Raw genomic sequence first — 13301 nt, forward strand, 5'->3', positions numbered from 1 at the left:
TCGCACGGCGGGCTGCTGACGCCGAGGAGCGCCCGTCCACCGCGCCGGTGGACGGGTTGAAGTCCATTACTGCGGCAGGGAGTTGACCACGGGGGCGGTTTCGGGTCTTCTTCTGGGGTGTCCACTCTTCACATCCACCGGCCCGAGGGCGACGCCGCCCTCGCGGACTGGCGCCACGTGCACAACGTCGTCATCCCAGCCCACTCCCTCTCCCTGGACGACGTACGGGAGCGCGCCACGCGCAACCACCTTGAGGTCGCCTACCTCGACGGCGAACTCGTGGGATGCAGTACGGTCCGGCCGCCCGGGGCCGACTCGGACACGGCCACCGTCATCGCCCGCGTCCTCCCCGCGCACCGCGGCAGGGGTTTCGGCGCGGAGCTCTACGGCCGAGGCCTCCACAAGGCCCGGGAGCTGGGGGCGAAGGGGATCGAAACGGTGGTGCTGTCGTCCAACGAGGACGGACTCCGCTTCGCTCTGCGCAACGGCTTCACGGAGATCGACCGCTATCTGCTCCCGGGCGACACTGTTCCCTGGATCGATCTGCGCCTCTCCTGACCGTGTACCGGGGGTGGGGTGCGACGCTGTCGGTCCGGTTCGGGGATCAGGACCACGGCGGCACGGACAGGGGCTTTCCCGTCTCGATGTAGGTCTTGAGGTTGGACAGCACGGCCGCCCAGCCTCCGGCCGCCTGACGGAACTCGGTCTCGTCCCGCAGGTTCTCGTGAGTGACCGTGAGCTGGACCGTGCCGCCCAGGGGCTTGAGGTCGAAGGTCACCGTGGAGGGGCCGTCCGGGCGGTCCTCGTCGGGTCCGGCCCAGGTGATGACCAGACGCCTGGCCGGGACGGCCGCCACGACGGTCCCCACGACATCGGCGATCCCGGAGCCGTCGACGCGGCGGTGCTCCCAGGCGGAACCGGGCTGCCAGTCGGAGATGTTGCTGTGGCCCCAGTAGAGGGCTGACGTCTCGGGGTCGGTCAGGGCCGCCCAGACCTTCTCCGGGGTCGCCTCGATGTAGGTGGTGTAGACGAACTGCGGTTTGTCGGACATCGCGTGCTCGGCTTTCTGCTTCAGAACGCTCAGGGCCCGCAGGCGCGGACGCTCGAACTTGTCGATCCACCGCTCCTGGATCTCGTGGAGCGGAACGGGGTTGAGGTAGTGGAGTTTCTCCCGGCCCCTCCTGGTCGTGCTGACGAGATTCGCGGCCTCCAGCAGGCCCAGGTGCTGGGTAGCGGCCTGGCGGGACATCGCCAGTCCGTCGCACAGCTCACTGAGGCTCTGGCCGTTGTTCTCGTGCAGTCGGTCCAGCAGACGCCTACGGGTCACGTCGGACAGGGCCTTGAAGACCTTGTCCATCTCATCGCTCACACCCACCATCATGCAAGCATTTACCTGCATGTCAACCTGGAGCCGCCCGGCGGCGCAAATGCCCTGTCGACAAGAGCGCCCCGGGGGGCCTGCGGTCAAGGGGGCCCTGGGGGTCCTGCGGCACCTCGGCCTGAACTCACTGCCTACGTGCGCCGTGTTGTCCGTACTACTACCGCGAGCCGACCGTATGCCGCGCCGGTGGTCGTTCCGGCGCTGCGGGCGTCCCATCAGGGGGAGCGCGCCGGCAGCTCGCCGAGGACTGTGCCGCGTCCCCAGGACAGGTGTGTCGGCCGCCCCGGGATTCGGGCGCCTGATTCGGACAAAGGGAATTCCGGTGTCTACGGCACCGGCGCTTGGGAACGCGTATATCTACGTGCCGGTGGCCTTGTGATCCACGCTTGATCAACGCGTGATCCACGTTCACGATCCCGGCGGCACCCATCGAATACGCAGCAGGCCCGATGGAATCTGGGGGCGGTAAGTGGGAAGAGTTCGGACCCGCGCAGGGGAATAGGGCAACGTCCGCTCCCTGCCTGATCCGCCCGTCCGCGCCCGGCCGAGTGCCCGCTCACCTGCGTGGGGCGCTCATGCCACTTCTCGCCTCCGCCCCTCCCGCACGCTTCTCACCTGTCTCCTTCGGGCGTTCCGCATGGTCTCTCCATCAAGCTGAACCAAGGAGTTACGTCATGTCCTTAATGGACGGTCGGCTCGACGAAGCGCCGACGATCAACCTGCTCGACTGCACGCTGCGCGACGGTTCGTACGCCGTCGACTTCCAGCTCGACGAGGGGTTCGTGACGAACCTGCTCACCCGGTTGAACGACATTCCGGTGGCCAAAGTGGAGGTGGGTCACGGAATAGGCCTTGAGGCCGAGCGCAGTGGGATCAAGGCGTGCAACATCGACCACTACCGGTGGGCCGAGATAGCGACGGCCACCCTGACGCGCAGGCCCTGGGGGATGTTCGCACAGCCCGAGTTCACCCGCCTGGGCACCGTCGGGGACCTGAGCGACCGGGGCATGTCCTTCATACGGATAGGTATGGAGCCGGACCGGGTACCCGAGCACCTCGACTACCTGCGGCGCGCCACCGAGCTGTGCGGAGAGGTCTATCTGAACCTCATGAAGTCGAGCGCCACCCCCGTGCGTGAACTCGTGGGGCTGCTCGACGGGTTGCCGTCCGACATCGCCGGCGTCTACGTCGTGGACTCCTACGGCGCCATGCTGCCCGCCGACGTGCAGACATATGTGAGTGCCGTACGTCAGGACTTCGCGGTCGTCGGCTTCCACGGGCACGACAACCTCGGCATGGCCAACATCAACAGCCTCACCGCCCTGCAAGCGGGTGCCACCATCGTCGACGCCACGCTCGACGGCATCGGCCGGGGATCGGGCAACGCCGCCATCGAGTCGCTGGCCGGGGCCCTCAAGATCCTCGGATCCGACCGCTTCGACTACGCGGAACTGGCAAAACTCGCCGCGTACTGCCGGGCGAACATGGTGGCCCTCCCCGAGGACCGCACCATGCAGGTCCTCGGCGCGGTGATCGGCATCCACTCGGGCTTCTTCCCGCTGGTGGAGGAGCTCGCGGGGGAGTACCACACCGATCCGGCACGGCTGATGGAGACGGCGGTCGAGATCGCCGACCACAGCCCGCGCAAGGACGACTTCCGGATCGCCGCACACCGGATCTCCGCCTGAGACAAAGGAAGTTGACCACCCAGCCGATCGGTGGGCCGGTCCCGGTCCGCCCTCCCGTGGGAGAGCACCATGAGAATCGCCAAGTCGATCCACTCCGCCTCCGGCCCAGGCATCTGCGTCGGCCATGCGGGCCAATGGTTCGCCCTGTCGGACATCAAGGGCTATCAAGACGTCACCCGGATCAGTGAGCTGGTGCGGGACGACGCGGACCTGCGGTCGCTGACGGAGTCCATAGAACGGCAGGCGGCCGAACTCGCCCCCGCCCGGCCGGACTTCGAGCATGCCGCCACGATCGTCGACCCGGGCTCCGACATCTGGGGAGCGGGTCTCAACTACCGTCGCCACAGCGAGGACTTGGAGTCCGAACAGCCCCGCTCCGGTCCCGGTTCCTATCTGCGTCCAGCCAACTGCCTCATCGACAACGGCGGTTACATCGAACTCCCTCGGCAGTCCGGGCGGGTGACGGCGGAAGCGGAGCTGGGGCTCGTCATCAAAACCCGCTGCAAGAACGTCGACCGCTCCGAGTGGCGCTCCGTCGTGGCGGGCGTCACCGCCGTCCTCGACATGACCGCCGAGGACGTGATCCGCGAAAATCCCCGGCACATTCCGTGGGCCAAGGGATTCGACACCTTTTGCAGCGTCGGGCCCGTCCTGGTGACCCTGGACGAATTCAGCGACGCCGACCTCGCTTCGCTCCGGATCGCCACCGTGCGCAACGACGAGACCGTGGCGGCCGCCACGCCCGCCGACATGAAGTTCGGCCTGGACCGTCTCGTGGAGTACTTCAGCGCCGGACGAACCCTCGAACCCGGCACGGTGATCTGTACGGGAACCCCCGGCGCCGTTCCACTCGGCGCGGGCGACACGGTGCGGGCCGTCGTGGAGCACGTCGGCACCCTGACCCACCCGGTCCGCAAGGACGAGGCACACCCCCAGGAGATCCAGCGCCCCGCAACGCACAGCGAAGGAGGCTGACATGGTGAAGGAGGCCGACGTGCCGCCCGAAGGCGAGTCCCCGCAAGACAGCTCGGTGAAGGACAGGCCCGTCAAAGGCGGGACCGTGGCGGGCGACGGGTCCGTGGTCGAGGCCCTGGACCGTGCCGTGCGGGAGTTCCCCGGCCACGACGCGCTGCGTACCGCGGACACGACCCTCACCTACCGGGAGTTCGGCACCCGTGTCGAAGAGTTCGCACGCCGATTACAGGACCTGACCGCACCGGGCGAGTTCATCGCCATCGAAGGCGACCGGGGCCCGGCAGCGATCATCGCCATGGCCGGAGCCTTGAAGGCGGCGCGGCCGTTCGTCTTCGTCGACGACCGCGACAGCGCCTCGTCCAACGCCGGGAAGACCGGCCTCCTGGGTGTGCGCCTGATGGCACGCGCCCCGTCCGGGAACGGCCCGGCTGAGTTCACACCGATCCCCGAAGCATGGCGCACCGGCGACGGCACTCCCGCCGGAGCGCGCCCCGGGGCTCCTCAACTCCCTTTCCAGGAGGGGGAGATCGGGTACGCGATCCACACTTCGGGATCCACCGGAACACCCAAATGCGTCCTCGTCAGGGCGGCCCCGCTCGCCCCGGTCATCCGTGACCACGTCGAGCGGCTCGCCGTCGGACCGGACAGCAGGACGCTCCAGTTCGCCCGGCTCACCTTCGACGGGTGCATCACCGAGATCCTCTGGACGCTGACCGCGGGCGGCTGCCTCGTGGTGCTCGACGAGGCGCACTTGGCGCCCGGCGCCGTCCTGCGCGACACCCTGGAGCGCTTCGCCATCACGCACCTCAAGACGACCCCGTTCGCCCTGACGGTGACCGAACCCGGCGACGCGATGCATTTGGAACACGTGGTCAATGGCGGCGGCCCCTGCCGGCCCGCCGTGATCCGCACCTGGTCCAAGGTGGCGAGCTTCCACAACGCCTACGGCCTCACCGAGACCACGGTGTGCAACCTGCTCAGCGACGCGCTCGATCCGGACGACTGCCGTGACGGGGTGCCCCTCGGGGACCTGGTGGGCGACTGCGGCCACCTGATCCGCGAACCGGCCACGGGCGCCACGGGCCCCGGCGTACAACGGGGCGAACTCGTCGTGACCGGCGCGAGCGTGGCGGCGGGGTACCTCACCGCACAGGGCGTGCGGCCCTTCCTCGGACCGGACGGCACGAGTGCGTACGCCACCGGGGATTTGGTCGAACTCCGCTCCGACGGGCTCCACTTCGTGGAGCGCCTGGACCGTCAGGTGAAGGTCCGCGGCTACCGCCTCGACCCCGGCGAGATCGAAGCGGCGGTGTGCCGGCATCCGGACGTGCGGGACGCGGTGGTCGTCGCCGAGGCCCACGACGAGGGCGACCCCTCCGACCGGGACACGCTGGTCTGCTACTACCGGGGCGAGCCCGGTCCCCGCTCCGTACGTGCACATCTGGAGGGCATCCTCGACCCGTTCAAGATCCCCTCGGTCCTCGAACAGGTCGACGCCTTCCCGCACACCGTGAACGGCAAGGTCGACCGGGACGCCCTGCGGGCGCGCCGCCGCGGCCAGGCCACCCAGGACGCGCCGGCCACCCCGGAGGAGCAGGTGCTGCGCGTGGTGCGCACCCTGACCGGCGTCGAGGACGTACGCCTCGACGACAACTTCTTCGACGTGGGCGGCGACTCGGCCTCGGCCGTCGTGCTCGTGTCCCGGCTGAAGAAGCTCGGCTGGGCCGATGCCGGAGTCCGTGACGTGCTGCGCGCGGCGGACCTCGGGGCCCTCGCCGACCGACTGCGGGAACGGAGCGTGTGACGCATGTGTGGCCTGTGCGGGACCTACGCCCCGGACAAGACCCTCGACCGGTCCGTAGCCGCCGCGATGCACGCCCGGCTGATCCACCGAGGACCGGACGAGACCTACTCGCTCAGCACACCCACCCTGTCCGTGAAACTCGGCCGCCTCGGCATGACCGCCCTGAAGGACGGCTGGCAGCCGGCCGAGGACCCCGGCGGCCGGTACGTGGCCATGACGAACGGCGAGATCTACAACGGCGCGGAACTGCGCGCCCGGCTCGGCGGCGCCCGGCCCGACAACCGGGTCGACGTGGCCGTCCTGCCGGAATTGTTCGCCCGGTACGGGCCGGCCGGCCTCGAAATGGTCGACGGACAGTTCGCCACCGCCCTTTACGACCGGGCGGAGGACCGGCTGTACCTGGGCCGGGACCGCTTCGGAGTGTGCCCGCTCTTCTACACCGTCGTCGGCACGCATGTGCACTTCTGTTCCGAGTTGAAGCCGCTCGTGCAGAGCGTCGAGCACCCCTGGGGGCTCGACGTCGGCGCGGTCGACCAGTACCTGACGCTCGGCAACATCGTGGCTCCGCGCACGCTGGTGGAGGGCGTCCACGCGGTGCCGCCCGGCTGCCTGGTCGGCTTCGGCGATGGCGGGCCCGTGACCGAACGGTATTGGCGCTACGGGGAGTTCACCGAGCCGGACCGCCCCGTGACCGCCCCGCGGATCCGGGACGCGCTTCGGGGAGCGGTGGCCGACCGGTTGCGCGCGGACGTGGAGATCGGCGCCTACCTCAGCGGCGGATTCGACTCCACCGCACTCGTCCTTGAGGCGTCCGGCCTGCGGCGCGAACCCACCCGCACGTTCTCCGTGCTCTTCGACGACATCGCCCTCGACGAGGGACGGTTCCAGCGCGAGGTCGCGGACAAGGTGGGCAGCGAGCACCACCAGATCCACTGCACGCCCGATGATGTCACCGCCCGCTTCGAGGAGATGGTGCGCCACTGCTGCTATCCGCAGCGCGAGACGTACAACGTGGCGGCCCTGATGCTGGCCGGCGAGGCCCGCCGCACCGGGCTCAAGGGCGTGATCTCGGGGGAGGGAGCCGACGAGCTGTTCTACGGCTACGACTCCTACGCCTTCGACGGCGCCCGCAGAAAGCAGCCGCCGAGCCACACCGAGAACGAATCGGCATGGGGCAGGGCCGACTTCTCCTGGGAGGTCGACCGGGCCAGGGCCGCCCGCCGGCGCGAGACGTGTCTCACCTCGCGGGCAGCCGAGGCCCTGGTCGGCAAGGAGTACTGGCGGGACCGCCTGATCCCGTTCGACGAGCGGGAGACCGCCGGGCTGACCCGGATGCAGCTCCGCTCGATCGCCGATGTGTATGTACAGCTCAGTGGTCATCTGCTCGGCGACCACGGCGACACCATGCTCATGGCGAACTCGGTGGAGGGCCGCTACCCGTTCCTGGGGAACTCCGTGGTCGCCCTGGGCCTGAGCATCCCGGACGAGCGGAAGGTGGCGGACTTCGAGGGCAAGGCCTGCCTGAAGGAGGCGTACGCCGACATCGTCCCGCGTGCCGTCCTGGACCGCGCCAAACAGGGCTTCACCGCGTACGGCCTTTCCGCGACGTCCGACGGTGCGACGCTCTCACGATGGCGGGACCTGGTCGCGGCCAGCGGTGTCTTCCGGCCGGACGCCCTGGACACCCTGGCCGCCGACCCCACGCCCGACAAGTGGGACGTCCGTCTGAGCCTCATCAGCATCAGCGCGGTCATCGACGAGTTGGGACTGACCTCATGACGGATCCCATGACGGACACCTGGCACGAGGTGATCCACGCAGACCGGTGGGCATCGTCGTCGACCCTGTGGGTCGAGGACGGCATCGAATACACCGGCGCGCAGGCAGGACGGCTCGCCGCCATGGTCGAGGAGGCCATCCTCGCCCATGGCCCGGCCCGTGTGGTGAGCATTCGCTCCCCGCACAAACTGGGCTGTTTCGCCGGGCAGTTGGGGGCCTGGCGGGCGGGCTCCGTGGCCGTCGCCGACGACCACACCCTCAGCGGGCGCGACTTCGAGCGGGTACGGCCCGACCTCACCCTGGAGGTCCGGTCCGGGCCGTCCCCGACGGTCGAGGCGACCGCTCCGCCGGGGCCCCGGCTGCCTCGGGACCGCATTCCCGAGGAGGTGGTCGCCGTCAACTTCACCTCGGGCAGCACCGGCAGCCGCAAGGCCGTCGCGGTGACCCGCGGCAATCTGCTGGCGCTCTTCGGCTGCCGGGACCTGGACGTGCTCGGCGGCCGGGATCCGGACACCTCCGGCGAAGCACCCGTCACGGCGGGCAGCTTCGCGACCCCCACGTACGACGGCTGGTGGTTCGATACCTGGCGTACGGTCGCGACGGGCGGGCGCGTGGTGTGCCTGCCGCACGTCAACGACGACGTCTTCGCCTGGCCCGACCTCGTGGAGACCTACGGCATCAGCCGCCTGCTGCTGCCGGCCGCCGTCATCACGACCGTCGTCGAAGCCGTACCCGACTGCGTGGCGGACATCCCCTGGCTGTTCAGCGGCGGCGAGCAGTTCCGGCTGTCGACCTACCGGCGGGCCAGGCAAGCCGGCCTGCGGGGACACTTCGTCAACCTGTACGGACCGACGGAGGCCACGTTCGCCACCCACCACTACCGGCTGCCCGAAGATTTCTCGGCGCCGACCATCCCCATCGGCCGCCCCCTGGACGGCTGCCGGCAGACCCTGCGCGACCCCGGTGAAGGACCCCCGGACGCACGGGAGTTGGTGGTGCACGGACCGTTCGTCTGCCTGGGATACCTGGACGACGGCGTTCTGGTCCACCGGTTCCGGGACCCGGCGGGGCAGCCGTCGTACCGCACCGGAGACCTGGTGCGCCCGGACGGGAACGACGACCTCGTGTTCGCCGGACGCCTGGACGGCGAGGTCAAGGTGAACGGGATGCGCGTCGACACCGCGGCCCTGGAACAGCGGATCAGCACCCTGCCCCGGGTCCTCGACTGCCGGGTCACCCAGGACGAACGGCACACCGTCGCCTTCGTCCGGACCGACCCCGCCGCCCTCGACGACCCGTCGGCCCGCGACCGGATCGAGTCCGTCGTACAGGACTTCTCCCCGGCGATCGGGGTGCGGCTGGTGGGTCGCTACCCGGTGAAGGCCGGCGGCAAGGTCGACTTCCGCACCCTCATGGACCGATACCGACAGACAGAGAAGGTGGACGAGACATGACACAGATATCGCCCGACGCCATCACCGACTGCCTGCGCACCGTGCTCGACCGCGAAGTCGCGGCCGACACCGACATCTTCACCGCCGGAGTCGACTCCCTGGCCGTACTGCGCTGCCGCGCCCTCCTCAAGGAACGGACGGGAGTCCGGGTCCCCGGGCACGTCTTCTTCGAGGGCCGCACCCCGGTGCGCATCGCCGATCTGATCGGAGCCGAGCATGCTGGTCGTTGAGGACAGCCCGCTGTACTCACCCGAGTTCTTCGCCGACGACGACCCCTGGGCGTACCTCGCCGGACTGCGCGAGCACGACCCGGTCTCGCTGCACCGCAGGGACGACGGCTACGAGTTCTACGCGCTGACCCGGTACGCCGACGTGTACGCGGCCTATGTGGACCACCGGCGGCTCAGTTCGGCGTACGGCACCATGATCGACGGCTCGTACCTGCCGCAGAAGGACTCGGCATCCGGCCGCATGCTCATCGTCTCCGACCAGCCCGAGCACACCGCGATCCGCAAGCCCATCAAGACCAGCGGCTTCAGCCGGGACATGCTGGGCCGGGTCGGGCAGACGGTCCGGCGCAACATCCGCGGCGCCCTCGACAGCCTGTCCGTGGGCGATCGGCTCGACTTCAGCAAGGTGATCGCGCCCGAGCTGCCCAAGGGCGTCCTGGAGGTGCTCTTCGGCATCGGCGCTGAGGACGCCCGGCACCTCCTGGATGCCACCCGCACGATGATCGGCTACCGCGACGAGGCGTACGCCGGTTCGCGGCCGCTGGACGCGCTGGTCGACGCACAGCTCGACGTGCTGGAATTCATCGACGACCTCATCGTCAAACGCTCGACCACCGGCCCCGCCGAGGACATGATCGGCTTTCTCGCGCAGTGCGTCGCCGAGGGCGCCATGCCCCGGGACGTCGCCGTCCTCAACGGCCTGAACGTCGCGGTCGGAGGAAACGAGACCACCCCGCACACGGCGAGCCTGACCGTCCACACCATCGACCAGGAACGCGAACAGTGGCGGAAGGTGGCGAGCGGCGAGGTGGGGCCCGACGTGGCCACCCAGGAGTTCCTGCGGTGGACCTCCACGAACAGCTATGTGCAACGGCTGACGGTCGAGGACTTCGAGGTCGGCGGACACACCATTCCGGCCAACAGTTTCGTGGCCCTGTGGAACATGTCCGCGAACCGGGACGCCGAGGTCTTCGACGCCCCCGACAGCTTCCGGATCGACCGGACGGAGAACAAGCAGATCGCGTTCGGGGCCGGTGTCCACCGGTGCGTCGGGGCGCCCGTGGCGACCCTGGAGATCCAGACGTTCATCGAGGAACTGGCCGACTGGGACAAGGCGTTCGCGGTGGTCGACCCGCCCCGGCGCCTGCACTCCAACTTCATGCTCGGTCTGACCGAGCTTGAGGTGGAGGTGGTCGACGCGAAGGAACTCGGCACGTGAACGAGCCCCCGGCCGGACCGGACGTCTGCGTCTGCTTCCCGGCCGCCGGCGGCGGCGGTGCCACCCTCGCTCTGCTGAGGGACATCGCCGCCCGCCGCGGCATGACCGTCCTGGCCCTGTCGAACGCGGAGTCCGTGGCCGACTTCGACTCGGGCCGGTGGAAGGACCGGGCCGTACAGGAGGTCCGGCGGGCCGTGGCCGACACATCCGGCCGCCGGGTCGTCCTGGCCGGGCACTCCATGGGTGGGCTTTCCGCCATCTGCCTGCACGCCGCCCTCGGCACGAGGATGAGCGTGCCGACGGGGGTACTGGTCATCAATACCCCGTGCCCCGACTCATCAGGACGCATACCGACGATGTCACAGCTCCCCGACCGCGAGATCGCCCAGGTTCTCGCCCACGACGGCTTCCCGCCGGAGTTACTCGACGACGAGGACATGCTGGCGGAGATCGCACACGGACTGCGCCGCGACGCCGTGGTGGCCGACCGGCTCGCCGAGGTGATCGGCTCCGCGGACCACCTCGACCGGCTGCACGTACTCTCCGGACGCGACGACAGGTTCATTCCACCCGAACGCTGCGCCGCCTGGCGGCACCGGGTCAGCGAGGAGTTCCACCTGACGATCACGCCCGGCCGGCACGCGCTGGACGCGACGCATACCGCCGCAGTGGAGCGAGCCCTCGACGGACTCCTCGCGGCCACTCCGTACCGGGAGGCCGCGGCGTGAGCGGACTGCAGAAGTCACTGGGCGGCGCCGTGGGCACCTTCCTCGCGCTCTCCACCATCCTGGGCAGCGGCATGATGATCCTGCCCGGCACTAGCTACCACGAACTGGGCCGCTCGGCCTGGATGCCGTGGGCCATCGCGGCCGTGTCGGTCATCCCGCTCCTGTACTGCTACGCCTGGCTCGGCCGGCGCTACCCGTCGGCGTCCGGGGTGGCCCACTACTCGGAGGTCGCCTTCGGCCGGCCGGCCGGGCGGTCCGCCGGACTGCTCGCCACGCTCGCCCTGGTGGCCGGCATCCCGGCCACCGCCATCACCGGTGGGCGCTACGTCGCCGAGTTCTCCGGCGTCGCGAGCCTGGCCTGGCTCTTCCCGGTCGTCGTCCTCGCCGCGGCCACCGTCATCGGATGCCTGGGGACCAATGTCTCCGGCAAGGTCCAAGTGGCCCTCGTTCTGGCCCTGTTCGTCCTCGTCACCTGTATCTCCCTGGTCGCCCTCGGCGTGCACGGCGTACGGGCGCCGAGCGCCGAGGTACCGCCGCTGGGTGAACTCGGCAGCGTTCTGACGGCCGTCTACGTCGCCTTCACCGGCTGGGAGACCGTGGCCTTCACCTTCGAGGAACACAAGCGCCCCGATGCCATCCCGCGCATCTTCGCCGCCTCGTACGTGATCGTGGTCGCCCTGTACGGGCTGGTACTGCTCGGCCTGTTCAGCGCGGTGGACCCCGGCGACAAGGCCCTGGACCAGGCCCCGCTGCTGCTGCTGGCGGAGCGCTCGCTCGGTGACCTCGGCCGGCCGGTGACGCTGGCCCTGGTCGTCGCCGCCATCACCGCGAACGTCTGCGCCTCGGTACTCGCCCTGTCCCGGCTGGTGTTCGGCATGGCACGCAGCGGATTCCTGCCCGGTGCGCTGAGCCGGGTACGGGAACGCGACGGAAATCCGGTCACATCCGTGCTCGCGGTGGGCGTGGTCCTGACGGTGATCGCGGTCCTCGGCGCGACGGGCGTCATGTCCTTCACGCTGCTCTTCGTCCTGTCCGGCGGGATCTACTTCGTCCTGTACGGCTTGGGCGCGGCCTCGTACACCAAGCTGGCCGGACACGGCCCGCCCCGGCTCATCGCCGCGCTGTGCGGGGTGACGGTGGTCGCGGTGACCGTGCTCGCGGGGCCGCCCATGTGGATGTGCTGGGCGCTGTTCGCCGTCGTGCTGCTGGTGACCGCCGTCCTGGCGCGCCGCGCGTCGCGACGGGATCCGAGCACCCGGGTACGGGCGGACGAACACGCCCGATGACCGACCTGGAGATCCCGACGACCGCTCTGAAGATACGGAGGCTGTGATGACCGACGCCGTGTTCTTCCCCGGCGCGGGTTCCTTCGGCGGGGAGTTCCGCCCGCTCACCCGAGCGCTGGGACCCAAGTCCCGGCTGGTGCGCTACCCGGGCCGGCAGGGACGGGACTTCGGGGTCCCGGCCCCGTCGTTCGACGCGGTGGTCCGCGCCTGTGCCGAACAGATCGTCCGGCACGCGATGGTGCGCCCACTCCTGTTCGGCCACAGCTATGGGGCCTACGTCGCCTGCGCGACCGCCGCCCGCCTGCGCGAGTCCGGGATCGAGGTCGCCTCGCTGGTGGCGGCGGGCGCCGCCGGCCCAGGGCGCTTGGAGCTGCCGGGGCCGGCTGTGAACGGTCCGGCGGAGGCGGTCGCGTACCTGGAAGAGGTCGACCCGGGCCTGCTGGCCCAGGCGCCCTCGGACGAATGGCGCGAGATCGTCGCGGAGACGACCGTGTGGGATCTGCGTCTGCTCGGCGAATTCGACCCGGCACAGGAGCCGCCCCTGCCCTGCCCGGTCTTGGCGGCGAGGGGGGCCGACGACCCGTTGACGACGGAGGACTCGATCGCCGACTGGGAGAACGCCACGACGGGCCGGTTCACCAGCCGCACCTTCCCGGGCGGCCACTCGGATCTGCTGGCTTCGCCCGACTGCGCCTCCTGGCTCCAGGATGCTGTGCGGACGGCCGGCGCCTGAGCGATCGCCCGGGTCAGTGCGGTG

12 protein-coding genes are annotated in these 13301 nt (G+C 69.9%); 11 read left to right on the forward strand and 1 reads right to left on the reverse strand.

The genetic code is table 11. The features are described from left to right. Positions 1-117 precede the first annotated feature (117 nt). Entirely contained in the window at positions 118-558 is a 441-nt protein-coding gene (locus CG740_RS33725; protein ID WP_100579115.1) for a GNAT family N-acetyltransferase, read from the forward strand. A gap of 46 nt (positions 559-604) precedes the next feature. Here the strand turns inward: CG740_RS33725 and CG740_RS33730 are convergent, their stop codons facing one another. Beyond that, positions 605-1357, reverse strand: a complete 753-nt coding sequence (locus CG740_RS33730) for an ArsR/SmtB family transcription factor (RefSeq protein ID WP_100579169.1) — start codon at positions 1355-1357, stop codon at positions 605-607. A 698-nt stretch (positions 1358-2055) separates the two neighbouring features. On the opposite strand from CG740_RS33730, the gene CG740_RS33735 reads away from it, so the two are divergent. From CG740_RS33735 to CG740_RS33780, 10 genes are all read left to right on the forward strand, one after another. Next, positions 2056-3069, forward strand: a complete 1014-nt coding sequence (locus CG740_RS33735; protein WP_234376636.1) for a hypothetical protein — start codon at positions 2056-2058, stop codon at positions 3067-3069. Between the two features lie 69 nt (positions 3070-3138). Next, positions 3139-4044, forward strand: coding sequence for a fumarylacetoacetate hydrolase family protein (locus tag CG740_RS33740; protein ID WP_100579170.1), 906 nt, complete (start codon positions 3139-3141; stop codon positions 4042-4044). A 1-nt stretch (position 4045) separates the two neighbouring features. Next, positions 4046-5848 carry a non-ribosomal peptide synthetase gene (locus CG740_RS33745; RefSeq protein ID WP_100579117.1) on the forward strand — a complete coding sequence of 601 codons (1803 nt, stop codon included), beginning with the start codon at positions 4046-4048 and terminating at the stop codon, positions 5846-5848. Positions 5849-5851: 3 nt separating this feature from the next. Then, a complete protein-coding gene (asnB, locus tag CG740_RS33750) occupies positions 5852-7627 on the forward strand; it encodes an asparagine synthase (glutamine-hydrolyzing) (protein ID WP_100579118.1) in 1776 nt (591 codons plus the stop codon). Further along, on the forward strand, positions 7624-9081 hold the full coding sequence (locus CG740_RS33755; RefSeq protein WP_159030470.1) for an AMP-binding protein: 1458 nt from the start codon (positions 7624-7626) through the stop codon (positions 9079-9081). The genes asnB and CG740_RS33755 overlap by 4 nt, the downstream gene beginning before the upstream one ends. Next, positions 9078-9311, forward strand: a complete 234-nt coding sequence (locus CG740_RS33760; protein WP_100579120.1) for an acyl carrier protein — start codon at positions 9078-9080, stop codon at positions 9309-9311. The genes CG740_RS33755 and CG740_RS33760 overlap by 4 nt, the downstream gene beginning before the upstream one ends. Further along, on the forward strand, positions 9298-10530 hold the full coding sequence (locus CG740_RS33765; RefSeq protein WP_100579121.1) for a cytochrome P450: 1233 nt from the start codon (positions 9298-9300) through the stop codon (positions 10528-10530). Before CG740_RS33760 ends, CG740_RS33765 begins: the two co-directional genes overlap by 14 nt. After that, entirely contained in the window at positions 10527-11258 is a 732-nt protein-coding gene (locus CG740_RS33770) for a thioesterase II family protein (protein WP_100579122.1), read from the forward strand. Before CG740_RS33765 ends, CG740_RS33770 begins: the two co-directional genes overlap by 4 nt. Further along, entirely contained in the window at positions 11255-12544 is a 1290-nt protein-coding gene (locus tag CG740_RS33775) for an APC family permease (protein WP_100579123.1), read from the forward strand. Before CG740_RS33770 ends, CG740_RS33775 begins: the two co-directional genes overlap by 4 nt. Positions 12545-12590: 46 nt before the next feature. Beyond that, on the forward strand, positions 12591-13277 hold the full coding sequence (locus CG740_RS33780; RefSeq protein WP_100579124.1) for a thioesterase II family protein: 687 nt from the start codon (positions 12591-12593) through the stop codon (positions 13275-13277). Positions 13278-13301: the final 24 nt, after the last annotated feature.

The organism is Streptomyces sp. CB01201, from assembly GCF_002803085.1.
Taxonomy (GTDB): Bacteria; Actinomycetota; Actinomycetes; order Streptomycetales; family Streptomycetaceae; genus Streptomyces; species Streptomyces hundungensis.

Coding starts and splice junctions, on each gene's coding strand:
- asnB (WP_100579118.1), top strand. CDS start 5,852: ATGTGTGGCCTGTGCGGGACCTACGCCCCGGACAAGACCCTCGACCGG.
- CG740_RS33755 (WP_159030470.1), top strand. CDS start 7,624: ATGACGGATCCCATGACGGACACCTGGCACGAGGTGATCCACGCAGAC.
- CG740_RS33745 (WP_100579117.1), top strand. CDS start 4,046: ATGGTGAAGGAGGCCGACGTGCCGCCCGAAGGCGAGTCCCCGCAAGAC.
- CG740_RS33730 (WP_100579169.1), bottom strand. CDS start 1,357: ATGGACAAGGTCTTCAAGGCCCTGTCCGACGTGACCCGTAGGCGTCTG.
- CG740_RS33740 (WP_100579170.1), top strand. CDS start 3,139: ATGAGAATCGCCAAGTCGATCCACTCCGCCTCCGGCCCAGGCATCTGC.
- CG740_RS33760 (WP_100579120.1), top strand. CDS start 9,078: ATGACACAGATATCGCCCGACGCCATCACCGACTGCCTGCGCACCGTG.
- CG740_RS33735 (WP_234376636.1), top strand. CDS start 2,056: ATGTCCTTAATGGACGGTCGGCTCGACGAAGCGCCGACGATCAACCTG.
- CG740_RS33780 (WP_100579124.1), top strand. CDS start 12,591: ATGACCGACGCCGTGTTCTTCCCCGGCGCGGGTTCCTTCGGCGGGGAG.
- CG740_RS33765 (WP_100579121.1), top strand. CDS start 9,298: ATGCTGGTCGTTGAGGACAGCCCGCTGTACTCACCCGAGTTCTTCGCC.